The organism is Labilibaculum sp. (assembly GCF_963664555.1).
Lineage (GTDB): Bacteria > Bacteroidota > Bacteroidia > Bacteroidales > Marinifilaceae > Labilibaculum.
This window is the reverse complement of sequence record NZ_OY761461.1, coordinates 3,687,444-3,713,347: the sequence shown is the minus strand read 5'-3', so window position 1 is coordinate 3,713,347 and position 25,904 is coordinate 3,687,444. Positions and strand designations below refer to the sequence as shown.

21 protein-coding genes are annotated in these 25,904 nt (G+C 37.6%); 17 read left to right on the top strand and 4 right to left on the bottom strand.

What is annotated here, in order from left to right; genetic code table 11:
* Positions 1–218: 218 nt before the first annotated feature.
* From ACKU4N_RS14715 to ACKU4N_RS14635, 17 genes are all read left to right on the top strand, one after another.
* A complete protein-coding gene (locus ACKU4N_RS14715) occupies positions 219–3,116 on the top strand; it encodes a two-component regulator propeller domain-containing protein (RefSeq protein ID WP_321317554.1) in 2,898 nt (965 codons plus the stop codon).
* A 336-nt stretch (positions 3,117–3,452) separates the two neighbouring features.
* The gene (gene galE, locus ACKU4N_RS14710) at positions 3,453–4,469 is read left to right on the top strand and encodes a UDP-glucose 4-epimerase GalE (protein ID WP_321317552.1); all 1,017 of its coding nucleotides are present in this window, start codon (positions 3,453–3,455) and stop codon (positions 4,467–4,469) included.
* Between the two features lie 462 nt (positions 4,470–4,931).
* Positions 4,932–5,315: an HU family DNA-binding protein gene (locus ACKU4N_RS14705; RefSeq protein ID WP_321317550.1), complete on the top strand. Its 384-nt coding sequence runs from the start codon at positions 4,932–4,934 to the stop codon at positions 5,313–5,315.
* Between the two features lie 524 nt (positions 5,316–5,839).
* Positions 5,840–6,667 (top strand): tyrosine-type recombinase/integrase, encoded by an 828-nt coding sequence (locus tag ACKU4N_RS14700; protein WP_321317548.1) that lies wholly within the window; start codon positions 5,840–5,842, stop codon positions 6,665–6,667.
* A complete protein-coding gene (locus tag ACKU4N_RS14695) occupies positions 6,660–7,808 on the top strand; it encodes an IS91 family transposase (protein ID WP_321317547.1) in 1,149 nt (382 codons plus the stop codon). The genes ACKU4N_RS14700 and ACKU4N_RS14695 overlap by 8 nt, the downstream gene beginning before the upstream one ends.
* Before the next feature lie 349 nt (positions 7,809–8,157).
* On the top strand, positions 8,158–8,520 hold the full coding sequence (locus ACKU4N_RS14690) for a toll/interleukin-1 receptor domain-containing protein (protein ID WP_321317545.1): 363 nt from the start codon (positions 8,158–8,160) through the stop codon (positions 8,518–8,520).
* A gap of 21 nt (positions 8,521–8,541) precedes the next feature.
* Positions 8,542–8,775: a hypothetical protein gene (locus tag ACKU4N_RS14685; RefSeq protein WP_321317543.1), complete on the top strand. Its 234-nt coding sequence runs from the start codon at positions 8,542–8,544 to the stop codon at positions 8,773–8,775.
* A complete protein-coding gene (locus tag ACKU4N_RS14680; RefSeq protein ID WP_321317541.1) occupies positions 8,772–10,220 on the top strand; it encodes an SIR2 family protein in 1,449 nt (482 codons plus the stop codon). Before ACKU4N_RS14685 ends, ACKU4N_RS14680 begins: the two co-directional genes overlap by 4 nt.
* A 4-nt stretch (positions 10,221–10,224) precedes the next feature.
* Positions 10,225–10,794, top strand: coding sequence for a TIR domain-containing protein (locus ACKU4N_RS14675; protein WP_321317539.1), 570 nt, complete (start codon positions 10,225–10,227; stop codon positions 10,792–10,794).
* A gap of 431 nt (positions 10,795–11,225) precedes the next feature.
* Complete coding sequence (locus tag ACKU4N_RS14670; protein WP_321317537.1) at positions 11,226–12,605, top strand: IS110 family RNA-guided transposase; 1,380 nt, start codon at positions 11,226–11,228, stop codon at positions 12,603–12,605.
* Positions 12,606–12,637: 32 nt separating this feature from the next.
* On the top strand, positions 12,638–13,252 hold the full coding sequence (locus tag ACKU4N_RS14665; protein ID WP_321317535.1) for a hypothetical protein: 615 nt from the start codon (positions 12,638–12,640) through the stop codon (positions 13,250–13,252).
* Between the two features lie 14 nt (positions 13,253–13,266).
* Positions 13,267–14,181 (top strand): DUF5655 domain-containing protein, encoded by a 915-nt coding sequence (locus ACKU4N_RS14660; protein ID WP_321317532.1) that lies wholly within the window; start codon positions 13,267–13,269, stop codon positions 14,179–14,181.
* Between the two features lie 181 nt (positions 14,182–14,362).
* The gene (locus ACKU4N_RS14655) at positions 14,363–15,232 is read left to right on the top strand and encodes an SIR2 family protein (RefSeq protein WP_321317530.1); all 870 of its coding nucleotides are present in this window, start codon (positions 14,363–14,365) and stop codon (positions 15,230–15,232) included.
* 207 nt (positions 15,233–15,439) lie between these two features.
* On the top strand, positions 15,440–16,045 hold the full coding sequence (locus ACKU4N_RS14650) for a transposase (protein WP_321317528.1): 606 nt from the start codon (positions 15,440–15,442) through the stop codon (positions 16,043–16,045).
* A gap of 306 nt (positions 16,046–16,351) precedes the next feature.
* Complete coding sequence (locus ACKU4N_RS14645; protein ID WP_321317526.1) at positions 16,352–16,927, top strand: hypothetical protein; 576 nt, start codon at positions 16,352–16,354, stop codon at positions 16,925–16,927.
* A gap of 475 nt (positions 16,928–17,402) precedes the next feature.
* Complete coding sequence (locus tag ACKU4N_RS14640) at positions 17,403–17,918, top strand: DUF3124 domain-containing protein (RefSeq protein ID WP_321317524.1); 516 nt, start codon at positions 17,403–17,405, stop codon at positions 17,916–17,918.
* Position 17,919: 1 nt separating this feature from the next.
* Positions 17,920–18,528 carry a MarC family protein gene (locus tag ACKU4N_RS14635; protein ID WP_321317522.1) on the top strand — a complete coding sequence of 203 codons (609 nt, stop codon included), beginning with the start codon at positions 17,920–17,922 and terminating at the stop codon, positions 18,526–18,528.
* 172 nt (positions 18,529–18,700) lie between these two features.
* Here ACKU4N_RS14635 and ACKU4N_RS14630 read toward each other — a convergent pair whose 3' ends face one another.
* The 4 genes from ACKU4N_RS14630 to ACKU4N_RS14615 form a co-directional block, all read right to left on the bottom strand.
* Positions 18,701–19,546 carry a DUF1961 family protein gene (locus tag ACKU4N_RS14630; RefSeq protein ID WP_321317520.1) on the bottom strand — a complete coding sequence of 282 codons (846 nt, stop codon included), beginning with the start codon at positions 19,544–19,546 and terminating at the stop codon, positions 18,701–18,703.
* 83 nt (positions 19,547–19,629) lie between these two features.
* Entirely contained in the window at positions 19,630–21,045 is a 1,416-nt protein-coding gene (locus ACKU4N_RS14625; RefSeq protein WP_321317518.1) for a sulfatase family protein, read from the bottom strand.
* Between the two features lie 191 nt (positions 21,046–21,236).
* On the bottom strand, positions 21,237–22,739 hold the full coding sequence (locus ACKU4N_RS14620; protein ID WP_321317516.1) for a sulfatase-like hydrolase/transferase: 1,503 nt from the start codon (positions 22,737–22,739) through the stop codon (positions 21,237–21,239).
* Between the two features lie 57 nt (positions 22,740–22,796).
* Positions 22,797–25,859 (bottom strand): chondroitinase family polysaccharide lyase, encoded by a 3,063-nt coding sequence (locus ACKU4N_RS14615; RefSeq protein ID WP_321317514.1) that lies wholly within the window; start codon positions 25,857–25,859, stop codon positions 22,797–22,799.
* Between the last annotated feature and the right edge of the window lie 45 nt (positions 25,860–25,904).

Here is a 25,904-nt window from a genome sequence, read left to right as displayed (position 1 = left end):
TAGACATAGGTGTTCTGATATAAGATCATATTATCAGTAAGATGTATAAGTGCCGTTTGGCAATTATCATTCATTTGGGAAAATTGCTCTCTGAGGTTTAGTTACTTTAGGGGGCAATTTTGTACGATTATAAAAGTTCAATTGATAGGTAAATAAGGAAATGTTAATTTTAGGATGCTATTTAAAAGTGAATAAAATTTAAGATCGTTTAAAAGGAAATGAAAGCTTGTAAATCCGTTTTAATATTCATTTTAATTCTGTTTGTGTGCCATGCAAAAGCACAAAATGAGCCGTTGCGCTTTCAAAAACTGAATGTAAAGTCAGGATTGAATTCCAATGTTGTTTATTCGATGCTTCAGGATTCAAGAGGCTTTATTTGGTTAGGCACCAAAGAGGGAATCAATCGTTTTGACGGATATAAAATGAAAACTTACTCTTTGCCTGATATTTATAAGGATAAAATTGCCCATCAAAGAATCAATTCGATCTGTGAGGATAAGAATGGAAAGATTTGGATCGGGACACCAAACGGAATTTTGAAACTGGATCCTTATTCTGAAGAAATAAAGCATTTTTTGCTGCCATATGAGGAAAAAGGAGATCAAAGTTTGTATGTGAATGATATTGTTGTTGGAGAGGATAACACGATTTGGGCAGGAACCCGAAATGGATTGTATCAATTCAATTCAAAAGAAAACAGGTTTGTTCAATACCCGCATTTTCCTTTTACAAGTAAAACGATAAAATATACGAAGGGAGAGCGGATCATCAATGATCTGTGTTTTGCCGCTGATGGAAAACTGTGGATCGCAACTGCCGGCAACGGCATTAGCATTTTGGATATTGCCCGGAAAAAGAAACAAATTCTAAATCATCGGGAAAGAAAGGGGGAGTTAAGTTCCAATTTTGTAGAAGCTCTTTTTAAAGATCACGGGGGAGTGATGTGGATTGCAACGGTGAATGGCTTGAATCGATACAATTCCGAATTGGGAACTGTTAAAGTATTCAGAAATTCAGAAGAGAACTCCCTTAGTTTATCAGATAATTTCGTGACAGCTGTCGGCGAAGATCAGGGTCACAATTTATGGATCGGAACCAAGAAGGGTTTGGATTGTTTTAACAGGGAAACCGAAGAATTCAGGCATTATCAAAAGCATCCATTGCATCCCGGATCTATTTCCAGCAATACGATTTTGTCATTTCTTTCCGAAAAATCGGGGAGTTTTTGGGTAGCTACAATGCAGGGAGTAAATTATTTTGCCCCCACTAAGTTTGTTTTTGATCTCTACCAAAATATTCCTGACGATAAGAATTCATTGGTAGATAACACTCTTAGGGCAGCCGCAGCTCATCCCGATGCTAAGATTTGGATCGGCACTTTAATGGATGGAATCAATTGTTTTGATCCTGAAACCAAAGGTTTTACATCCTACAAAATAGAAAAAGGGAGTAAGAACCGGCAAAAATTGAACGCCGTTCGCACCGCCTGTGTTGATTCAAAAGGAAATGTTTTTTTTGGCACCGATGGCGGGGTGCTGAAGTACAATAAGGGAAAAGACAGATTCGAACCATTTACTGCCGGCGGAGAAATTAACTTTAGCAAGGGTGTCTTTGAGATCATGGAAGATCAGGATGGAAATTATTGGTTTTCCGAAATAGATAAAGGCCTTTGGAAGTGGAATCCGAAGCAGCACAAAACGCAATTGTTTACCGAAGAGGAGAACAACTTAAACAGCACCAATTTAAAAGTGCTTCACCAAACAAAAAATGGTGACGTGTGGGTTGGCAGTCATTTAAAAGGTTTGGGGCGTTTGGTGAAGGGACAGGAAAAATTTATTACCTATCAGCAGAACCAGGAAGCGGGGAGTATCAGCAACAATCGAATTTATGCTGTTTTTCAGGACAGGAAGGAACAGCTGTGGATTGGAACAGGAAATGGGTTAAACTTGTTTAATGAAGCCACCAATTCGTTTACAAGCTTTGGCAAAGAGAATGGTTTGCCCGGTGATGTGATTTTGAGTATTCAGCAGGATTCACTGAACAGATTGTGGTTGGGCACCAATAACGGACTGTGTTGTTTTGATGTGGAGAACAGTCAAATGGCCAATTTTAGTCAGGAGGATGGTTTGCAGGCTAATATTTTTGAATACAAGGTGGCTTGTTCCGATGGCAAAGAGATCATGTGCTTTGGAGGAAATAATGGTTTAAATAGTTTCAATCCTTATCATTTGGTATTCAATGAGTACATCCCTGAGCTTTGTTTTACTCAAATTTCTTCTGCTCAAGGTATCTATCCCATTGCCAATTACAAAGATGCACAGAAAAATGAACTGAGTGTAGAGATTAAAAATACCGCTCAGAACCTGGTAGTTGAATTGGCGGCAATGTCTTTTATTGAGCCCGGTAAAAACAGGTTTCGATATCGGATCGCATCCCTGGATTCAGCCTGGACAAGCTTAGCGTCGGGAGTGCACGAAATTCAGGTCCCAAAGCTGAAAGTGGGAGACTATAAGTTGGAGGTACTTGTTTCCAACAATCATTTAAAATGGAACGAAACGCCAAAAGTTGTAAGAATTCATGTAACGCGAAATTGGGAACAGTATACATGGCTTTTTTACGGTTTTTTACTGCTTGTTACAGCATTGGTATTGTATTTTGTTTGGGTGAAAAAGCGAAGCTCCGGAGGCAGGTCAGGGAAACATAAAAAAACGACAGGCGGAAAAAAAGATGTGCCGGCTGATTCTTTACGGATTCAGCCGAATAGTGAATGGGCCCGATTGGCGAAAGAATTGAATGATTTTATGGATCAAAAAGCCCTGTATAAGGATAAACGCTTAACGAAAGGACAGTTGGCAAATCAGATAGGGTGGAGTGAGACACATCTGTCGAACACATTGCGGGAAGCTTTGCATGTAAATTTTAATGATTTTGTTAATTCTCTTAGAGTAAAGGAAATAAAGATTCGTTTGAAAGATCCTCAGAGTCGTGGTTTCACTTTGCTGGCCATTGCAGAAGAATGCGGATTCAATTCAAAAACCTCTTTTTACAGGATATTTAAGAAGTTTACAGGCATAACACCAAGCGAATATCTTGACCAGTTAAGCAAAAAGAGCTGATTTTACGACTAAGCTGCTTTCAATTGTTAATTTGTTGATGATCTGAAGCATTTATTTTTTTGCTTCCTTTCTTGTTTCAAGACAAGAATTGATGTTGGGTTTGGGCAGATGGCCCAATGCAAAAAAGAAATAGGACAGTGCTGGTTTAAAATCACGAAAGAAGTTATTGTTTGTATCCTTTCAGATGCAGGTGATTGCTGTATTTATTCAAATAATTAAAATTTTATTGTTTCCTTTGTTGTCCGATTATGTTTCTTTTTACGGTCTTGTTTACCGCGAAGACCTTAAGCTGAAACAGAAGTCGCAAAGAGAGCAATAGTAAAAAATAATATAAACATGAGCAAACAAATCCTTGTTACCGGAGGCACCGGTTTTATTGGTTCACATACCGTTGTTGAATTGCAGAACAGTGGCTTCGGGGTAGTCATAGTCGATAACTTTTCGAATTCGAAAGTTGAAGTGTTGGAACAGATTCAGGAGATATCAGGCATTCGTCCGAAATTTGAAGAGTTTGACTTAACGGACAAACAAAAAGTAAAGGATTTCTTTCAGAGACATCCTGATTTGGAAGCGATCATTCATTTTGCGGCCTCGAAAGCCGTTGGCGAATCGGTCGAAAAACCATTGATGTATTACAACAACAACCTGAACTCTTTACTAAATATTATGGAGAGCATGATTGAATACAAGGTGCCAAATCTTGTATTTTCATCATCGTGTACGGTGTACGGACAACCCGATAAATTGCCTGTAACCGAGCAAACGCCGCGCAAAGAGGCCGAATCTCCGTACGGAAATACCAAAACCATTTGCGAAGATATTATTCGGGATACCATTGCTGCCAATCCGGATTTAAAAGGAATCGCATTGCGGTATTTTAATCCGATTGGGGCGCACGAAACGGCTAAAATTGGTGAGCTGCCATTGGGAGTGCCTAACAATTTAATTCCTTACCTGACACAAACCGTTGCAGGAATCCGCCCCGAATTAAGTGTGTTTGGAGATGATTACGATACGCCCGACGGATCGGCAATTCGTGATTACATTCACGTAGTAGATTTGGCCAAGGCTCACGTTACAGCCATTGAACGCTTGTTGAAGAACAAAAACAAGAAGAATTACGAGTATTTTAATGTAGGTACCGGAAACGGAGTTTCGGTACTCGAAATCATAAACTCGTTCGAAAGAGCAACCGGCGAAAAGGTGCCTCATAAAATTGCAGCCCGCCGTGCAGGCGATATTGAAAAGATATATGCCGACACCAGCCTGGCAAATGAGGAATTGGGCTGGAAAGCACAAAGCACACTCGACGAAACGCTGCTTTCGGCATGGAAATGGCAGAAGACCCTATAAGAACATAAATTAATATGGGAATTTGAATGGAGCGGTAAAAGAGAGAATCTTTTATCGCTTCTTTTTTTATCTCAAGCCAGTCTTGCTGCATCCCCCTATTTTAGATACAATGAGGAGGTTGGACAGTATGCCTGAACATTTTTTTTTATTGTCAGACTAATAATTTAATATTTTTATTTTACTAAATAAAAATATTATGCTTAGCTTCACAAGCGTTTGAATAAATCGTGAATAAAAAAAACACCATTCACGAAAAATGAGGTAAACCATCGGCTGGTCATCAACCGGCCCACTTTAGCGAGAAAACTGGAAGAGGAGGCCGATGGAGCCTGCAAGATAAAACTTAATACGTAATAATAAATATTGGCTTTCTAAGAATCTCTCAAATAAAAAAAAAATCATGAGGGTTTGTTGCAGACAGCGAAGCCATATAGACGATTACGATTATCAAAACAAAAAAACATGTCTTTAGATTATAAAGTGATAGAAAAAGGCCAACCCGGTGTTGTGGGTGGCGGAGAAAAAAAGTTTTACGCTCAAATTGTAAATGGCAAAGAAGCTGATATCGATGAATTGGTAAAAGATATTGAACGATTCAGTGCTCTTTCCGAAGCAGATATCCGCGGTGTTATTATTGCTCTGGAAAATGTAATACAAGACAAGCTTTCTCAGGGAAGAATTGTGAGACTGGAAAAAATAGGCAGTCTTTACCCATCAATAAGCAGTACCGGCGAACTGGAGGTTGCGAAAGTAAGTGCTGCTTCCATTAAAAAAGTAGGTGTTAATTACCGTGCCGGCAGTCGCATTATAAAAGCAATAAAAGACGCTGGATTTAACAAAATCTGATCTTTTCAGAAAACCACGTGTGGTTTCGATGCAAACCACACGTGGTTTCATCCAAAAGCACGTGTGGTTTTGAGTAATACCACAGCAGGTTTTAAGCAAAACCACAGCAGGTTTTTATAAAAAACAAGTATTGTCTGCAGCAAAAAGTTTAGAGGGCATTCCATAAAGGATGCCCTCTCTTTATGGGATTGATTCAATTGAAAAAAACAAAGCTTTTTTCAGGCAATTATTCGGAAGCCTGCAAGTTGGCAGGTTTGACAGCTTGAATCTTTGTTTCGATTTATTACTTTAGTATGGTTTTTACAGATGATATTTTATGTTGTCATCATAATAGGTGTACATTACTGCCCGATATGGGTCGGTAAATACACTTTTCATTAAAATATAAACGAAATAAAGCCCATGGCTTTATTTGGGAGTTGAACAAAAACCGCCTATGGCGGTAGTTAAGAAATAAGCTTGTAACTTGATTGAATATTTATTCATTAAAAATTTAGTCATGAAAAAAAAGTCTTAGAGAATTGATGGTTGCCGAGATGCAGATCCGAAATTACAGTCCGCGTACCATCAGCAGTTACATTTCCAGTCTAACCCGTCTTAGTTTACATTATCACTTATCTCCGGATTTGCTCAGCCTGGAGCAGTTTAAAGATTATTTGTCGGAAAGAATTACGGCAGATAAGATTTCCAATTCTACAATCAACCAAGCCATAGGTGCATGGCGCATTCTACAATGCGATATTCTGAAACGGGAATGGTCAACTTTTAAAGTCAAACGTCCCAGAACCCATAAAAAAATACCACAGATTCTTTCCCCAGAGCAGGTTCAGGTCTTGTTGTCATGCATATCCAATATCAAGCATCATGCTTTGATATCGCTGGCCTATGCTACCGGAATGCGAAGAAATGAAATTCTTTCACTGCGGGTGGAAGATATCGACTCAGCCAGAAATATGATTATCGTAAAGTATGGGAAAGGAGGTAAACAAAGGCAAATACCTATCAAATCCAGTTTGCTTAAAATTCTTCGGGAGTATTACAAACAGTATCGTCCTTCGAAGTTTTTGTTTGAAGGTTACAGGCCTGATATGCAGTACTCACCTACCTCATTTCGTAATATTCTGCGTAAAGCGGCTCTAAAGAGCAAAGTAAACAAAAGAATCACCCCCCATACTCTTCGGCACAGTTTTGCCACTCACATGCTCGAAAGCGGATTAAACCTGAAACAGCTGCAGTTAATCTTAGGACATAATGCCATGAAAACAACTTCCATTTACCTGCACGTTGCTGATACCAGCTCAATACCTATACCTGATTTACTGGAAATAAAAACAAACGAAACTCATGGGTAAAATCGAAAATAGACGAACCCGGTACGATTTGGCAGCTATTTTAAGGGAGAACAGGCAATACTTAAGCACTTACAACCTGTTTGAGCAGCAAAGAAAGGCTTTTCGGGATATCTGCGCATGCAGAACAAGTGAACTTAACGGACATACCTGCTACTGTAATTCCTGCAACTACCAGAGGCAGGCCTACAACTCGTGCAGAAACAAACATTGTCCCAAATGTCAGTTTACCAAACAGGCAAAGTGGGTAGATAAATTACAATCAAAACTACTGGATTGCAAACACTTTCATTTGGTGCTGACCATTCCACATCAGTTGAACGGGCTGGTTTATCTGAACCAGAAGAAATTGTATGATGCACTATTTCAAGCTGCATGGCAGGCTGTTGGCAAAGCAGCCTCCAATCCGAAATTTTTAGGAGCACAAACAGGAGCCGTAGCGGTTTTGCATACCTGGACACAAACGATGAATCAACATCCGCACATTCATATGATTATCCCTTCAGGCGGATTATCTGATGATCAAATGGAATGGGTGCCATGTATGAACAATTTCTTAGCTCCGAAAAAGGTGATCAGCAGTTTATTTCGGGGCGTACTGTGCCAGAGAATAAGTCAGGCAATAGAGAAAAAACAACTCAATATTCCTGAACATTTTCAATGGAACAGGATTAAGAATGATCTCTATAAAACAGGCTGGAATGTAAATATCGAAAAGCCAATATCCGGAGTTCAGGCAGTTATAAAATATTTGGGGAGGTATACCAACAAGGTGGCAATTAGTAATTCCCGAATTACAAGTGTTGAAAACGGGAAAGTATCTTTTAGTTACAAGGATCGCAAAAGGCTTGTTTCAAAAACAATGCAACTCGATACCATGGAGTTTATCCGAAGGTTTATGCTTCACATTCTTCCTCACAATTTTTACAAAATCAGGTATTACGGAATCCTTTCATCAGCAAATTCCAAAACCAAAAAAGAACAGATTGTTGCTCTTATGGAAACCTGTATGCCCATCCCTGAATACGAGGGATTATCAGCCATTGAAGTTTACACTTTACTCACGGGGAAAGACGTGAGCCATTGCCCGAAATGTAAAAAAGGCAGAATCTTATGCAGGGCTTTGCCTAAACCCGAAACCTGACCAATAAGATGAGTAAAAAGTTCTTTGAATGATAAAAAGAAAATTTAACAACAGCAGTTGAAAGGGTGAATTATGCTCTATTCCAAGCAAAAAACAGTAATGAAACACTCTGGTTTTCTGTCACACAGCGCAAGCAGAAAGTCCGAAACTACTGTCTGAGAAAACAAAGCAATTAAATGCCCATAGCTCCGGCGACATTGTCCAACTATGTTTTATCCTTTATTTGGAACTATTCTGAGAAGTAAAAATCAGTGTTCTAAATAATGTTTTGTTAATTTTAAAAAACGAAAGGATAAAACACTTTTACGTTGGCGTTCATTGTAGAAAAACCCCGTACACAAAATAAACTATGGCATTATTTACAGAAGACAGATTACGAAATAGAGTTAGAAACCAATTAAGCAAAGGAGGTTATGGTTCTATTTATGACAGTTATGAAACTAGAGCCAAACAAATACTTAATGAATCAATTAGTAGGCAGAAGCTGTTTTCTTCACAATCAAAAACTTATGATATATTTCTATCACATAGCTCAAGTGACTCAGAAATAGTAGCAGGTTTAAAACTAGAAATTGAAGACTTGGGGTATTCAGTATATGTGGATTGGATTGAAGACCCATTGCTTAGTAGAGCTAATGTAACAAAAGAGACTGCACTAACTCTACAAGAGCGAATGAAAAACTGTAAATCATTGATATATGCTTTTTCATAAAATGCTTCAAATTCTAAATGGATGCCTTGGGAACTTGGTTATTTTGATGCTCTTAGAGGAACTGTAGCTGTATTGCCGATTTCTAAAAATAGTAAGACTTCTTTTGTCGGTTCTGAATACCTTGGCATTTATTACTATATACAAATCGATACGATAAAAGACAGTAATAAGGTGGCTTTGTGGGTTCATGAGACCCAATCAAAATATACAATTTTTAATTCTTGGTTAAATGGAACTAAACCTACTCAACGATGAAATTTAATAATGAAATAGAGGCTTTTATAAAGGACTATGTAAATGACCTTGCAGAAAATAATGCTGCTATTTTTGCTGGTGCAGGTATGTCAAAAGCTGCTGGCTATGTTAATTGGTCAGAACTTCTTGAAGACATAGCTAAGGAACTTGGGTTAGAAATTGATAAAGAATATGATTTAATTTCTTTGGCTCAATACCATGTAAATGAAAAAGGAGGCAATAAAGCAAAATTGAATCGAAAAATTCTAGAAGAGTTTATTGACGAAAATGATATTACAGAAAATCATAGAATTCTTGCTAGGCTTCCAATATCAACATTTTGGACAACAAATTATGATGTTTTAATCGAAAATTCACTAAAAGAAGCAAACAAAATTATTGATGTTAAACACAACGTAAAACAGTTAACCAATACAAGACCTAAAAGGGATGTTGTTGTTTATAAAATGCATGGAGATGTTTCAATGCCAAATGATGCTATTTTAACTAAAGAACAATATGAAGCTTATTATAAAACTCATGAACAATTTATTGCTGCACTTTCGGGAGATTTGACGACAAAAACATTTTTGTTTATTGGTTTTAGTTTTACTGACCCAAACTTAGATTATGTTTTGAGTCGTCTAAATATTAAGCTTTCACAGGACAAAAGACAGCACTATTGCTTTATTAAAAAATTCAAATTAGGCGATTGGGGAGCAGAATCTCAAGCTGACTTTGAATATAAATCAAGAAAGCAAATGCTGATGATTAATGATTTAAAGAGATATGGGATTCAAGCATTAATCATTGAAGACTTCACAGAAATAACAGAAATATTAAAAGAGGTTGAAAATAGATTCAGAAAAAGAACTGTTTTTATCTCTGGAAGTGCAGAAGATTACGGAAGACTAAATAGACTTGAAGCTCAGACCTTTATTCATAACCTAAGTAAAGAGATTATTTCATCTGGATTTAGAATTGTCAATGGTTTTGGGTGGGGTGTTGGTAGTGCTGTCATTAATGGAGCCTTAGATGCAATCTATGAGAGACCAGATAAATATAGTGAAGACCAATTAATTATTAAGCCATTTCCCCAATTTAAAACAGGCAATAAAGACTTACCTGTGTTATGGGAAGAATATAGGCAACGAATGATAAAATTTGCAGGTATAGCAATTTTTATTTTTGGAAATAAACTTGATGAAAGCAAGAATATTATTAATGCTAATGGTGTTAAGCGTGAATTTGAAATTGCTATTGAAAGAGGTTTAATTCCAATTCCAATAGCTTCTACAGGTTTTATGTCAGAGGAAATATTTAACACTGTTATGGCAACTCCCCAAGAGTTCTATCCAAACCACGAATGGTTAATTCCGATTGTGAATGAATTTGCAAAAAGTGATATGACAATTCCTGACATCATAAAAACTGTAATATCTATAATTCAAAAAATTAACAAATAAGCTTATGGCAAGAAGAGTATTTTTTAGCTTTCATTATCAAGATGTAATTGATTTTAGAGCAAATGTTGTGAGAAATCACAAACTGACAAAGGATGACAATGCTGGATATTTTGATGCTTCAATTTGGGAAGATGCAAAGAAAACTAGTGATTTAGCACTAAAAAGATTAATCAATAGTGAGCTTAAAAACACTTCGGTAACGTGTGTTTTAATTGGTTCAGACACTTTTAAACGAAGGTGGGTTGATTATGAAATTATGAAAAGTCTTGAGAAAGGCAATTTTCTATTAGGTATCCATATTAATGGTATAAAAGGGAAAGATGGTAATACTAAGTCAAAAGGAAATAATCCGTTCTACTATTTAGGATATTCATTTGACAATACTGGAAAAAAATTGAGCCTTCATAATTATATTCAAGGTGAATGGACAAAATATACTGACTTGGAAGGCTGGACTGTTAATGAAGTAGAAGAATCAAAAAGAAATAAGATATATAGATTATCAACTATCTATCCAGTTTACGATTGGATAGATGATGATGGATACAACAATTTTGCCACGTGGGTTGGATAAAAAACAACGAAACGCCAACACGCGGTATAAAAAATTGCCGGGACATTAGGTTATTCAAGGGTTGTAGTCCGCTCCATCATTTGTGTAACTTGACAGAAAATCGCCCGCAATCGGCAACTTTTCATACCGCCACCGTTGTGGCGCATTCGCCACATCAGCGTAACCAATTAATTACTATTGCTAACGAATAGAATCCTTAATAAAATTTCCTGCTATATTTCGAGAGACTCTTTGCATAACCGATTCTTTAACTGGTGCATTCAAAGCCCGTGGCGCATTCTGGTTGAAATGTAAAAGCCTTCGAAGTTGTGATTCGAAGGCCTGTTGATAATTACAGTGGTGGCTCGCTTTAGCGAAGACCCCGTTCAGAATAATTCTCGAATCAAAGATACATTTCCTTAGAGTCATTTTATTTATTTAAAGTGTAAATAATGGCAAGGAAAAAGAAAATTGAAATGGAGATTATCAATACCAATGCAGCAGGTATTGATATTGGCAGTAGATCACATTTTGTAGCAGTAGGTCAATCCTTGGAAGATGTAAAAGAATTTGGGGTATATGCAGAAGATTTGATTGAATTATGCGAATGGCTGTTATCTTATGGAATCACTTCTGTAGCTATGGAATCAACAGGAGATTACTGGCAAAACTTATATGTCGAGTTACAAAAGCATGGTTTAGAAGTGATTTTGTGTAATGGAAAATTTACAAAAAATGCAAAAGGGAAAAAGACAGATGTCAAAGATAGTCGCTGGATTCAAAAGCTTCATTCTTTAGGCTTATTGACTAGCAGCTTTTTGCCGGATGAGATGACAGAGATATTACGTACATATTGTCGACAGCGAACTAATTGGTTAGACTTAGCTGCAAGTGCATCGCGGAAAATGCAGAAGTATTTGAAATTTTTAAACTTTCGATTAGATGTAGTAGTAAATGATATTTGTGGGCTTACAGGAATGAAAATAATAGAAGACATCTGTAATGGAAATCTTGATCCATATTCATTAGCAGAGCATCGGCATTATAATTGTAGAAAACCCAAAGAAGAAATAGCCAAAGCATTACACGGAAATAACAGAGAAGATTTCTTATTTGGGTTGAAACAAGAATATGAAAGCTATAAATTCTTTCAACGAAAAATAAAGGCTTGTGATATAGAAATTGAGAAGCTTGTACGGAAAGAAATAAAGAAAAATCCTGAAAAGCTAAAGCTTAAAACAACAGAGAAGCCTTATAAAAGAATCAATAAAAATGCTATTGATATCAAAAATTTCAACCAAGTAGCTTATCAATACTTCGGAGGAGTTGATTTAATGGCAATCGAAGGTGTTAGTCATGCAACAGTAATGGCAATAATGAGTGAAATAGGAATTGATGGATTTAAGAAATTTAAGACATCAAAAGAATTCTGCTCATGGTTGCGATTAGCTCCCAATAATAAAATATCAGGTGGTAAAATATTGAGTAATCGAATACCCAAAGGGAGTAATAGATTAAAGATTGCTCTACGCCATTCAGCCAATGCTATTGGCAATTTAAAAGATACGCATATGTCTGACTTTTTTAAACGGATTGCCTATCGAAAAGGTCGGCAGTCAGCAGTAAGTGCGACAGCAAGAAAGTTGGCAGTAATAATATGGACAATGATTACTCAAAAGGTGCCCTATCAACCACCCACAGATTATCTGTTTTTAGACCAAAAGAGAAAATTAAAGCTTGTTTCAAGAATAAAGAAAAATATTATTAAATTTGACATAAAACCAGAAGACGTTGGGTTTTGCAACTTGCCTAATTTGAGTGCAGAATTTTGACGTTAGTCAGAATTAAAAAAAAACCGTACCAAATGAAAGAGAGTTTACCAAATAAATCAGATAGCATATTTAAGGATGAAATAAATCCCGATTATGGAGCTTGGTTGAAAAATCCAGCGAATAAGTTTTTCCTTTATTCAGAGGGCTACAAAGAAGCAGGTAAAAAACTTTGGGAATTTTGCATAGAAAATAGATTTTATTCAAACACGTTGATTTATCCATTAGTATTTAACTATCGCCAGTTTCTGGAATTAAGACTGAAAGAGTTGATTATAATGGGGTATAAATATCTTGACAAAGAAAAGGATTTTTCCGACGAACATAGTTTAATCAGACTCTGGAATACATACAGAAATGAAATTTTGCCACAAATAGAGCAGATTGACAAAGATATTTTGGATAACGTCGAAAGGATTATTAGTCAATTCAATTCAGAAGACCCTCAGTCAATGTCTTTTCGATACCCAGTGACACGAGGGCCAAATAGAAAAGATAGTTTGAATCGCGAAACAATTGATTTGAATAATTTTAAAACTGTAATTGATAAACTCATCTACTTTTTTGATTGGCAGTGGGATATGATTTCGCATTATGAGGATTTAAAAGCCGAAATGATTGCAGATATGTATCGAGAATATTGGCATTAAAAGGACAATAAAATATGGCAAACTACAAGATAAATAATGGAAATTTAGAGTTGATTAAGGAAAATCCTTTTAAGCTGGAAAAGGATTTACAAACATTGACTGAAGAGAATTTAAAATTGGTGTTCGGACTTGATTTTGTAAAGTCTGAATTTGCGTTAAATAATTTTCGAATAGACACATTGGCATTTGACCCAGATGCAAGTTCATTTGTGATTATTGAGTACAAACGTGACAAGAACTTTAGTGTAATCGACCAAGGATATGCATATCTATCATTAATGCTCAACAATAAAGCAGACTTTATACTTGAATATAATGAGTGTGGAAAGGAAGTGCTAAAAAGAAACGATGTTGATTGGTCTCAATCAAGAGTAATATTTGTCTCTCCATCATTTACGACTTATCAACGTGAAGCCATAAACTTTAAAGACTTGCCGATTGAATTATGGGAAATAAAACGGTATGATAACCAAACTGTTAATTACAGTCAGATTCAGACGAGCGGAGCGCAAGAGAGTGTGAAAACAATTTCCCGTGATGACGATGTAGTTGAGACAGTAAACAAAGAGATTAAAGTTTATACAGAGAAAGAGCATTTGGAAATTGCATCTCCCGAGATTTTAGAGCTTTATGATACTTTTAAATCAGCGATTTCAAACCTTGACGGAATTGAACTAAAACCAACGAAAAAATATTTGGCTTTTGTGAGTGGCTCCAACATTGCCGACATTCATATACAGAAGAAAGCTCTGAAAATGTGGATTAATATGTTTAAAGGAGAACTTGACGACCCAAAAGAATTAGCGAGAGATGTTTCAAACGTTGGACATTGGGGAAATGGAGATTATGAATTGCAGATTCGTGATGATGAAAATTTAGAGTATATAATGTCATTGATTAAACAGTCATATAAGAAAAACAAGAAATAACGACGCCACAACAATGTATATAGCAAATAGGCGTGATAGTAGTAAATTCAACGGTTTTAGCTCGCTCAAACTTTTTCACGGTTTGATAAGTTTGAAGCCCGCAATCGCCCACATTTGCATATACTTGTTCGTTATGGTGCAATTTGAAATAAGACAATATCTAACTAAATAAACCTGAGTTATGAATGAGAAAGTAATTTTAGTCGGAAACGGAATAAACAGAATTAATAATAGCTTTTCATGGAGTGATTTAATTGATAACCTTATTTCATTTATTGGCGCCGAAGGACAAATAAATAAGGACAATAAACCATTTCCTCTGCTTTATGAAGAAATTGTCATTGAAGCAATGAAAAATAGGGGGATTGAAGAAAAAGAAGTAAAAAAATTCATTGCAACAGAGACGAGCAAATTGCACCAAAATAGCATCCATGAAGAACTTGCTAAATCTAACGCAAGTAACATTTTGACTGCGAATTACGATTTCACTTTGGAAAATGCAATAAAAAAATCAGCAGAAACATCCGACAAGGGTAAAATTAAACAGACCACATACAGTTTATTTAGACACACTGAGAATGACAATAAAAAGATTTGGCATATTCATGGAGACTCAAGAATATCAACTTCCATAATGCTAGGATATGAACAATATAGTGGATATTTACAAAAATTGAGAGAATATGTGCTTGGGGGTAAATTGTACAAATCATACAGTACAGACTCAATAAAAGCAAAATTTGAGAATAATTCTTTTGAATACGACAGTTGGATTGAGTTCTTCTTTACTCACGATATCCATATTATTGGGTTAACCCTTGACTTTGTAGAAATGCACCTTTGGTGGTTGTTAACTTATCGCGCAAGAAGAAAACACAAAAGCTTTCCAATTAATAATAAAATTTTCTTCTATTACAATTCGGAAAGTCATAAGGAAATTAAACACAGACTGGAACTACTAAAAAGTTGTGATGTAGTTCCTTTTAGTATAAATACAAAAAAAGATTACGAGAAATTTTATTTAAATGCGATAAAAAAAATCGCCCCATAACAAATTGTAAATTGCATTGCGGGGTTCGTGGTGTGTCGTACGCTGGATTCTCGCAACATCGTTCCGTCCTGCCGGACAGGAACGAGCTCCGAAATCCGCAACGACAACTTACAAGTGACCGTCAGACTGTCTAAAAACCTTGATAAGTTGTTGACAAGTTATTATTGCTGTATTTGGCAGGTTTTCAACACTTTGTTATCTTATGGTATGAGATTTATACAAGGACAAGACAGAACACAAACTCATCTTTTTCCCATCTCACTGGATCAGTCAATTGCTAAAGACAATGAAGTTCGCTTGATCGACCTGTTTGTTGACAGCCTTGATTTGAATGACTTTGGTTTTAAAGTTGATTTTGATGAAAACGGACGACCGGCTTACCGTCCATCGGATTTACTCAAACTCTACATTTATGGGTATCTGAACAGAACCCGCTCCTCCCGGGGTTTAGAGAAAGAGTGTACGAGAAACATAGAAGTTATGTGGTTGCTCAGGTGCTTAAGCCCTGACCACAATACCATCTCCAACTTTAGACGGGACAATCCCAAAGCAATAAAAAAAGTATTCCGGCAAACCGTTCAACTGGCCAAACACTTTAATTTGATTGGAGGAAAATTGCTGGCCGGTGACAGCACCAAACTCAGGGCACAAAACAGCAAGAAAAACAACTTCAATCAAAAAAAGATTGACCGTCATTTAGCTTATATTGAGAACAAGCTTTCGGAGTATGAAAAGGCATTGGCAGAAAGTGACGGCGATAAAAAAAAGATCATCGAAGAAGAAATTGACAAAAAAAAGCATGGCAAGGGCTAGTGCCGATGTGGGCTTACAAATGACCGCCTACAACCTGCGCCGCTTAATCAATATTATTGGCCTGAAAACCCTCATGAAATGGGCAATACAGCAATTATCTTATTTTCTTGAATTAATACTGCTGTTAAAGTTAAGTGTCGCCCAAATAAGAAGCTCAATTTGATATCAAAATAAAAGCAATATCAATTTTTATGTATGCCTAAAACCGCTATATTTAACACTTAATTGTGCAGTTTGATAAGTTTTTAGACAGACTGACGTTATGGGCAATTAATTAATCGAAACACAAACTCTATAATTTAAGAAATGAGAAATATTGGAATAATAGGATTAGTCGCATTTTTATCACTAGTTACAGCATGTTCAAATGGACAGACAAATTCAGACTCTAAAAAGAAGAATAAGATTGAAACAGTAGCTCATGTTATTCCTGAATTTGATATACAATTTCCAGTAACTGAATTTAAAGTTGAAAAAACAGAAAGTAGAGACCCTAATCTCGAGAATATTTTAATTACAAATTGGATTTTACAAGGAGCAAAACAGAATAAACCTTTTATGTATTTTATAGCACATAATGCATTTCCCAATAAATTAAAAGTTCTAGAAAAAACAGATCCTAATCTATTGAATGAATCATTTAAAGCCATGCTGGCTGGTTCTGCAACAAAACTTGGAGGAACGGACTTTGAATTTAAACAAATAACATACAAAAACTATATTGGTATGGAGTCAATTTGCAAAGTTTTTAACGGAGATGGAATTATAAAAAGTAGAGTTTATAAAATTGATAACGACTTATTCATGATTAGTGCAGGAGGTCAGCAGATAGATATCGAATCTGTTGATAAGTTCTTAAATTCCTTTGGGTTGAAAAAATAAAAGCCCATAACAAAAGTAAGCGTTGCACAACTAAATAATATTTCTAAAAATAAGATGAAAGCTTTAAAAGTTTACTGCTTAGCAAACTTTTAAGGCTTCCTTTTTTAGGTTGAAAATCCTCCCGCTCCCGCACGATTGTATCGTGTGGAAGGGGGGGCTGTCAGCTGCGAGCAGGCTTAATAATATCCTCCCGCTGGAGAACGATTGTGCCGAGTTCCTTTATTCCCAATAGTAAGCACACGATAAAATCGTGTGAAACGGGGAAAATGAACCCAAATAAGAACCTCAATTTGATATCAAAATAAAAGCAATATCAATTTTCAGGTATGCTTAAAACAGCTATATTTAACACTTCATTGAGCCGTTTGATTCGTTTTTAGACAGACTGGCGTTTCATGTCATAAAAAAAAAGACAGCTATCGTGCACAGGATAATTTATTGTAAATTTATGACTGAGTACCAAAAGCATATATAAATGAGAAATATATTTAAAATATTAATTATAGCCCTGATTATTAGTTCCTGCAGCGAAAGAGAAACTGATAAATACCCTGTTCAGCAAGCAGACTGGACAAGCAAACAGGCTAACATTGAGAGTTTTGATCCGTTTTTTCAAGGAAAAACCTATCTTCCGGTTTACTCTCATATATATCATATTCATGAGCATCGGACATTTGACCTTACAATTACTGTTAGCATTCGGAATATCTCACCAACCGATTCTGTTTATATTTTAAAGGCTGACTATTACAATACCATCGGAGAAAACATTAGACAGTATATTAAAAAACCGATTTTTTTAAGACCATTAGAAACCTTGGAAATAATAATAGAAGAACAAGACATGGAGGGAGGTTCAGGAGCAAATTTCGTTTTTGACTGGGCAAAAAGAAATGATAAAAATCCGCCGTTGTTTGAGGCTGTAATGATTTCAACATATGGCCAACAAGGATTATCATTTACAACAAGAGGACTGCCGGTATTTGAATAATATGAAAGAATTAATAAACACCATACTATTGTTAATTGCAGTGATTGACCCTTTAGGTTCGATTCCTGTTTATTTAGAAGCAACCAAGCATTTTGACAAAAAGCATAAGAGAAAAATTGCAGTTAATGCTTCAATAACAGCTTTTTTAGTGCTTTTATTTTTTATTGTTGTTGGTCAGATTATACTTGAGGGCATGGACATTACCCTTGAAGCCTTTCAAATTTCGGGTGGTGTAATTCTATTTCTATTTGCTCTTACAATGATATTTGGTGAAGGAAAACCAGAATCTGAAAAACACTTAATAAAAGATTACAAACATGTAACCATTTTTCCAGTTGCAGTTCCTTCAATAGCCTCACCTGGTGCTATAATGGCAGTTGTATTGCTAACTGATAATCATATTTATTCATTAAGCCAACAAGTGACTACGTCATTAATGCTTTTGATTGTAGTTACAATAACATGTATTTTATTGCTTGCATCAAATTTCATTCAAAAGAAAATAGGAGAATCTGGAATTATTGTAATTAGTAAAATTATGGGTTTGATTTTGGCATCATACGCAGCACAAAGTATTTTGAGTGGAGTAAAAGAGTTTTTTATGAAATAAGGAATAAGACACACAACACAGGTGATTGTTTCACAATCGAGTACTATTCAAAAAAATAAGAAGGAAGCCTTAAAAGTTTGCTGCTTAGCGGGTTTTTAAGGCTTCCTTTTTAAGGTTCATAATTCATCTAAAAGCACCATTTTACAAGGCATGTTTTGATGTTGATTTGGTCTTATTCCTTCAACTCGAATATTTGATAGTTATCGTAGTATCCCCGGGCAGGAACCATTAAGCGAATGGCTGTTTGTCCGGCAGAAAGAGGAGCATCTGTTTCAGTGTCTTTGTACTGAAAAACCATTTTGTCATCAATTTGGAACTCGATTTGATCCATCCATTTAATCACTTTTATGTGGTGCCTGCCCATAATGTTCCCAATGCTGAAGTCTTCGCCACTGGCAACCAGCCGTCGTCCGGGACATTTACGCATGTTTACAGTTCCTCTTTTAGGAGCTAAAAACGAAATGCGATAGTTGTAAAGGTCCGATCGGGTGTATTGATTGGCAAGCCCACAACGAGGCTTTAAGCATGGATCGAGAACATCTTCTCCTTTACTTCCCTTTGCCGAAAATAGAATCATGTGCAGGGGATAGGGAACCGCAGACTGAAAATCGAATTCAATCACATAGTTTTCAGAACTCATTGTTTTGTTCCAGAAAACCAAATGTCCGCCTCTAAATTCCTTTGTTTGCTTGTAAATGGGGTACAATTTTGGTTCTGCTTTTTTTGCCAGACCATCTACATAGTACTGATACCACTTTTCAGTTCCTTCCTCGAAAACAAGATCTCCTTTTTTCATTTTCCGATATACTTTTTTATGATATCGTGAATATAGTTCCAGGCGTCCTTTGTTGATTTTGGCAATACCCGGGCCTTCCATCACCCAGTCGTTCAGTGTGGCTTTGCTGTTAAAGTCACATTCATATAGTAAGTGCTTTTGTTTGCCAGATTCCAATGATTTCTGAGCAATACTGCTGTACGAAATTAAAATAGCACAAAGAAAAAGAAAGTATTTTATCATGGCTGATAATTCATTTTAGAGAAGGGGAGAGTCGATTCGATTGGTTGAAAACGGAGCTCCCCTTTATTTTTAATTTCCGGTTATTAACAGGGCAATGTAAATTCGTCGCTGGTTTCCTTCATCCATTTTACAAGATGCCTGCGGTGCCTTACAAGCTGTTTCTGATAAGCTGATTTGCAGGCAAGGTTATTCGTTTCGCCCGGATCTTTCAGCATATCAAACAGCTGTTCGTGCAAATTTCCTTTGTCGTATACCATATACTTAAAGTTCTCCGTTCTTACACATCTGCCTTTGATATGGAAGCTTTCTTTCGATTGACAGAATTCAGTTTCGATGACCGTGTATTCGCGCCAGGTTGGTTCTTTTTTGCCTAAAGCCAAATTCTTAAAGGATGATCCTTTCAGATAAGCCGGTGCCACAACGCCTGCAATGTCGCACATTGTTGGAATCAAATCAATTCCTGTCGAAACCACTTCTTTGTTGTTAACTGATCCGCCTTCAATGGTTCCCTTCCAGCTCACCATCAGCGGTACACGAGCCGACTCTTCGTAAAGCACTTGTTTCTGATTCCATTTGTGAGCTCCGTGTCCGTCGCCATGATCAGAAGTGAAAATAATGATGGTGTTCTCTTCCTGACCGGATTCTTTCAGAGCATCCAATACCTTTTGGATTCGGGCATCAACCATCTCAATTAATCGGTAGTAAGCCCATCGGTATTGTCTCCATTTGCCTTCGTCCCAATCTGTGGTTGGATAAGTTGTTGGTGAGTAAGTCTGCATTAAACGCAGGATATCCGGTTCCAATTCCGGGATTTCAAAATTAGCCGGCAGTTCCGGACAATCTTCAGGAGCCGGAGCCTCGCCCAGGTGATCGTTCAGCATTTCGTCGCCCCGTGCCCATTGGCAAATATCATGAGGATTCACAAAAGAGCTGACCAGCAGAAAGGGCTTCTCTCTCTTTTCCATCATAAAATCGCGGCAGGCACCATCTACAAGAGCATCAATTCTGTTGTCCTTGGCATATTTGATGTATTCGAAACCATGCGTGTTGATATCTTCAGGCAAAGCCGGCAAGTGCCACTTGCCAACATAGCCTGTATCATAACCCGCTTTTGCCATGATCTTCCCCATGTATGGATATTGTTTGGTATCCCACTCAGCTTTCATGTTATTAATGGGTACGTTGATTTCATGTGGATACATCCCTGTAAACATCGACGATCGGGAAGGCACACACAAAGGAGTAGGGCAATAGCTCTTTTCGAATCTCATTCCATTGGCGGCGATATAATCCATCGCAGGCGTCTTTAAATTCTTGTTGCCTGCATTACTCATGGCACCGGCAAACTGCTGGTCCGTCATGATAAAAAGGATATTAGGTCTTTTCCCTTTGAACTCAGGATTGAAACTAAAAATACTCTCCTGACCTAAAAGTAGTTTTGATGCGGCTATTCCAGTTAAGGTAAGACTGCTGTTTTTCAGAAATTTTCTTCTGTCCATATGGTAAGGTTGATTTTAGATCATTGATAGTCCTAAAGGTCTTAAAAGTCAAACGATCGAATGGTTGAATGGTCAAACGGTCGAACAGTCAAAGGCAAAAAGTAAAACTGTAAAAGCTCTAACAGGGTATGCTATACTTCATACATGCTTCCTTTTCACTTTTAGGTCCTTTGACTTTTCATACTTTTAAATTACAAGCAGCTAATGAATGGATCGTTGGTTCTGATCAGAATTTCACGAAGCTTTTCGGTTAAGTCTTGCTCTAATTCCGAATTTTCGCCGTAAATATTTTTGGTTTGATAAGGATCGTTCTTGTCATCATACAGAAAATGCATTTTTTCCCCATTGTTATCGTAAGCTATCACGTAAGTGTGAGTATGTGTTTTCACACCGCGGCGTTTTTCGGTATCATCTTCGGGTTTGGCAAAGAAATAAAGGGCAGCTTCAGGTCTGTCTACTTTTTCGTTTCTGAAAATGCCTGAGTAATCTTTGCCTTCCACTTCAGTGGGTATTTGTTTGTTTAATCCCATTAATCCTAAAAGGGTAGGCATTACATCCGGAACACTTAAAAGCAAGTCATCGGTTTGTCCTGCTTTGATTTTTTCGGGCCAGCGGATGATGAAAGGAATATCGAAAGCCTCGCTAAACCATACATTTTTGTGCATCATACCCTGACTTCCCAGCATCTCCCCATGGTCGGATGTGAAAATTACAATCGTGTTTTTGTCCAAGCCCTGATCTTTTAGAGTTTGCAGCACCTTTCCAATTTGTTCATCAACTCCTTCGCACATCGCAAAGTAATCTGTGGCTTGACTGATCCGTTTTTCAACAAACATATCCCCAAAACCGTGGCTTCCCATTTCTGTGTTATCCGTAAACTGAACGTTAGGACGGTTTAGTACATCTTTTTCCGTTTTGCCTTCGAAATTTTTTTTGTAGTTCTCAGGAACTAAGTTGAATGGGTGATGAGGCGGGTTAATTCCCCAGAATAAAGCAAAGGGTTTTTCGTCATCGCGGAATTTATCCCCGGCATTTTCCAAATACTTTTGTACCACTTCTGCCTCATGTTCCGGCGACCATTGTTCAAAATATTTTGCCTCATCTTCTTTGGCCCCGTTAATCCAGTAGTGAGGAGTCAGATGATTGTCATCGGCACCGTATGAATACCAAAAGTCGAAACCGTGACGATATCTGCCAGGTTTGCAATAGGAATCCCAAACATTTGCACCGCCGTCTTTGGGTGGTGCAGGCCCGTCCAAATGCCATTTGCCTACATAGCCTGCATTGTAATTGTTTTGCGAAAGAACATCAGAGAAACACACATCATCAGGTTTCAGGAAATTACCGAATTGTGTTCTTCCCGAATGACAGTTATTTAACACGCCATTCGATAGAGGATATTTTCCGGTAAGAAGCATGCCCCGATACGGACTGCAAAGCGGGTGATTACTTACTGCGTTGGTAAAAACCACACCTTGTTGCGATAAAGCATCGATATTAGGCGTTTTAACAGGATCCTGATTCATAAAGCCCATGGCTTGTTTGCGGTACTGGTCGGGGAATATAAACAGAAGATTCGGACGTTTCCCTTCTTTCATGCAGGAAGTCAGAAAACCCTGCGGAATCAAAGTCATACCGGCTGTAATTGCTGCCGTACTTTTTACGAAATTTCTTCGGGATATATTTTTATTCATAGCTTGTATTTTTTAGTTCCTTCTCATTTCTACTCAGTGAAAATAATGCGAAGGAGTTTATTTTTTATTTAGTACAACTTCGCGGGTTAAACCGTGCTGACAAGTGAATTCAAGCAGGCTTTCGTTTTCGTTGCTGCTAATCAGCCTGCAATAATCATTGGCTTCTAAGGTCCATTCGCCTTTTAGCTTAACTTGTATTTTTGATACCTTGCTTTCATTGTAAATCCAATCACGGGAATAAATGCTTCTTTCTTTTCTTTTTCCATTTTCCAGAACGATATCGGCCGAACCTTCATAGAGATGCAGATCCGGATCACAAAGACTCATCACCTTTGAGTTCTTTTTATCTTTTATCATCACCAAAGCAGGAGCATTTACAGATGTTAATCCAGCCTGGTTAATGTCCGTATTGGCTTCAAACAGTGCAAAAGCGGTTGTTTTAGATGCATTATCCCTAACAATATGTGCTTTTTTGTCTTGTTGCAGCACCGTGTAGGCTGCTGTCTTCTTTTTGTTCATTTGTCTGGCAAATTGCACCAGTTCATTATGACTGCTTTGCACGAGGATAGCATATTCGTAGCTGGCTGCCTGCGGCGCTTTTCCATGGTTGATTACAGCTGTGGCGAAATTCCCCTGATTGGGTGTTTCTTTTTTCTGATCTTTTGAAAACTGCTGCTGTTTGCTCACTTCAACCCTGTAAGCTGCCGGAATGTAAAAACTGTTTCCCACGTTATCGGTGAGTAAACTGGCTTTTTTACCTTGGCTTGTTGTGCTGAAAGGGAATTCAGTAATCACCAGATTATTAAAAAGAATGTTTTCCGATTCCTGATTCAAATAGTTTTGAAACAGAGTTGTTTCTGTATTGTAATCTGCATTGGTGTTTTCAATATTGCTGCCCAGGCAGATGATTCTATTGTCGAAAAAGAATACAGATTTGGTCGCCCGGTGCGAACCATTGTATTTGTCGTGCTCATGCAATTTCATGGCCCAGGCACCATTTTGCCCCTCCATTGAGATGGCTCCGGCAAAAGCTTCGTCTGAGATCAGCATCTCTTCGTATCCGCTTACCTGATCTACATTCAGAATATTGGCACGAAGTTGTTCAATAGGCAGGTGAATAGCAGTTGTCCCCGCAAATCTTCCCCAATCCCATCCGTTTGCATTAAAACCTGAGGTGAACACACTTGGTTTATTTTCTCCGGAGATGATTTGAAGCTGACCGTGTTTCAGATATCTTCCGTAATAGTTGGCTCCGATATAATGTTCGGCAGCCCACAGGTAACGGCTATGTCCCTGCACTGTTGCCGACCAATTGGATCTTCGGTGAATCCCCAAGGCTGCATAGTTCATCGTCCAGTTTCCATTCGGATCGTTTTCAGCCTCAAAACCTTCTGCTTTGAATCGTTTTGCGCTGCTGTCGGCTTTTTTGCCTTGCTGTAAGCGCAGGTAAACTGCGGCCATTTCAGCATCTGTTTTGTCTTTTCCATCCGGACTGCCCGACAGGGCCATTCTTTCGTAATGTTTTGCTGATAACTTTCCTTTTCCGTTTGGATGACGTCCTGACATTGATAAAGGCCAGGTTTCCTTATTGCAGAAAAGGCGTGTTTTTAGTAAGGATTGCTTTAGGTTGGCATGTCCTTGCTCAGAGATGCTAAATGGTGTTTGACTAAAGAAATAAACCATGAGTGTTGCTCCGTCGAATCCTCCATTGGCATAAGCCGGATAGTTATTGGCATGATGAAAGACCGAACCGTCAACTTTGAAACTGTCCTTTAATCCGGGAGCATAAGCAAGGCCATTGTCTATCCACTTCACGTAGGCATTTAGATATCTTACTTTTTCAGGCGAATCTTCCAACATCAGGATGCTTGCCAGACGGCCCATTACCGAAGTGTTAAAAGCATCTATACTCATGCCTTTTTCATGCATAGGAGCAAAAACTTCTTTGGCACCCGAGTACCATTCCATGGCTTTTTGAGCCTGTTCGGCACGTTGGGTGCGGATCAATGATTCCCGCATCAGAAAGTAGGCCGAGTAGTAGGTTCGCATGCTGTAGCCTAAGTGGTGCAGGGTGCCGTTAGCACTTCCTTCAGCCCAGCCCTGATCAATCAGGTGATCGGACATATTGAAAAAGAGTTCTTCCAGTTCATTTTTATATTCTGTGTTTTCCGTCTGTTGATAAGCACAGGCGATATTGTACATGACGTTGGTATAGTTTGCAAGATCTTTTTCATATTTTACAAAGTAATTTTTCCATTCCTTGGTATAGGGCTCATAAATTTCAGAGAAACGACAGAACCACATCACTTTTCCGGATATTTGGTCATCGCTGCGAACAATCTGATACTCATCGTAAGCTTTCTTTAATTCAGCAATCCGTTTTTCATTTACGTTCTGCTTTTTGATGACCTCTTTGCTGTATCTCCTGTTAATCGTTTGAATGCCTTCAGTTTGCTGTTCGGTTAAGCTTTCTAACTTTTCAATTGGTTTGTTTAAACTCGATTTGTAAAGAATCAACCAGTGGTTTTCTGTTTGTGCATTCACAAAAGGAACCTGATAGTCTGGGGTATTCCATCGGCTGTCTGCAGGCGTGCACAGCATAATATGATCGAAGAAAAGACTACCGCTTGCATTTTCCGGAGCCGAAATGCTCATGCGGTTCATTCCTTCGGCAGGAGTGCCTTGCATGTCGCGTTCGAAAGCAACCCAGGCCGCACGCCAGCCTTTAAAGTTCAATCCAAATTCAAACCAGCAGTTTGTATTTCCATCTTTACCGAATTGTATTTTTATATTTTCATTCTTAGGGGTTTCGTTATACACCCAAAAACAGAAGGTTGGTATCGATTTATTTTCGGAATTGGGGTCGAAAGCTTTAAAATTAATATCTCCCTTAAATACAAGGGCAGAATTTTTATTCCAATCCCACCTCATACTTTGTTTGCCATGTTTGTAATGCTGCCGGCTGATTCCAATTTCAGAATTGGAATCGCAGCTCCAGTTTTGAGAAACAGAGGTTTCCTCGAAGGAAAGAATTTGAGGGATAAAAAGGTCCTGTGCTGATATTCGCTGAAAGCAAAGAATCAATACAATAAGGAATGAAAATGGATATTTGTTCTTCATTTGTAATAAGTTTAAATCGATTGCAAGAAAAGGATTTGTATTGAA

Coding starts and splice junctions, on each gene's coding strand:
- ACKU4N_RS14655 (WP_321317530.1), top strand. CDS start 14,363: ATGAATGAGAAAGTAATTTTAGTCGGAAACGGAATAAACAGAATTAAT.
- ACKU4N_RS14700 (WP_321317548.1), top strand. CDS start 5,840: ATGGTTGCCGAGATGCAGATCCGAAATTACAGTCCGCGTACCATCAGC.
- ACKU4N_RS14645 (WP_321317526.1), top strand. CDS start 16,352: ATGAGAAATATTGGAATAATAGGATTAGTCGCATTTTTATCACTAGTT.
- ACKU4N_RS14695 (WP_321317547.1), top strand. CDS start 6,660: ATGGGTAAAATCGAAAATAGACGAACCCGGTACGATTTGGCAGCTATT.
- ACKU4N_RS14650 (WP_321317528.1), top strand. CDS start 15,440: ATGAGATTTATACAAGGACAAGACAGAACACAAACTCATCTTTTTCCC.
- ACKU4N_RS14615 (WP_321317514.1), bottom strand. CDS start 25,859: ATGAAGAACAAATATCCATTTTCATTCCTTATTGTATTGATTCTTTGC.
- ACKU4N_RS14670 (WP_321317537.1), top strand. CDS start 11,226: ATGGCAAGGAAAAAGAAAATTGAAATGGAGATTATCAATACCAATGCA.
- ACKU4N_RS14640 (WP_321317524.1), top strand. CDS start 17,403: ATGAGAAATATATTTAAAATATTAATTATAGCCCTGATTATTAGTTCC.
- ACKU4N_RS14665 (WP_321317535.1), top strand. CDS start 12,638: ATGAAAGAGAGTTTACCAAATAAATCAGATAGCATATTTAAGGATGAA.
- ACKU4N_RS14675 (WP_321317539.1), top strand. CDS start 10,225: ATGGCAAGAAGAGTATTTTTTAGCTTTCATTATCAAGATGTAATTGAT.
- ACKU4N_RS14620 (WP_321317516.1), bottom strand. CDS start 22,739: ATGAATAAAAATATATCCCGAAGAAATTTCGTAAAAAGTACGGCAGCA.
- ACKU4N_RS14635 (WP_321317522.1), top strand. CDS start 17,920: ATGAAAGAATTAATAAACACCATACTATTGTTAATTGCAGTGATTGAC.
- ACKU4N_RS14685 (WP_321317543.1), top strand. CDS start 8,542: ATGCCTTGGGAACTTGGTTATTTTGATGCTCTTAGAGGAACTGTAGCT.
- ACKU4N_RS14660 (WP_321317532.1), top strand. CDS start 13,267: ATGGCAAACTACAAGATAAATAATGGAAATTTAGAGTTGATTAAGGAA.
- ACKU4N_RS14680 (WP_321317541.1), top strand. CDS start 8,772: ATGAAATTTAATAATGAAATAGAGGCTTTTATAAAGGACTATGTAAAT.
- ACKU4N_RS14630 (WP_321317520.1), bottom strand. CDS start 19,546: ATGATAAAATACTTTCTTTTTCTTTGTGCTATTTTAATTTCGTACAGC.
- ACKU4N_RS14625 (WP_321317518.1), bottom strand. CDS start 21,045: ATGGACAGAAGAAAATTTCTGAAAAACAGCAGTCTTACCTTAACTGGA.
- galE (WP_321317552.1), top strand. CDS start 3,453: ATGAGCAAACAAATCCTTGTTACCGGAGGCACCGGTTTTATTGGTTCA.
- ACKU4N_RS14715 (WP_321317554.1), top strand. CDS start 219: ATGAAAGCTTGTAAATCCGTTTTAATATTCATTTTAATTCTGTTTGTG.
- ACKU4N_RS14705 (WP_321317550.1), top strand. CDS start 4,932: ATGTCTTTAGATTATAAAGTGATAGAAAAAGGCCAACCCGGTGTTGTG.
- ACKU4N_RS14690 (WP_321317545.1), top strand. CDS start 8,158: ATGGCATTATTTACAGAAGACAGATTACGAAATAGAGTTAGAAACCAA.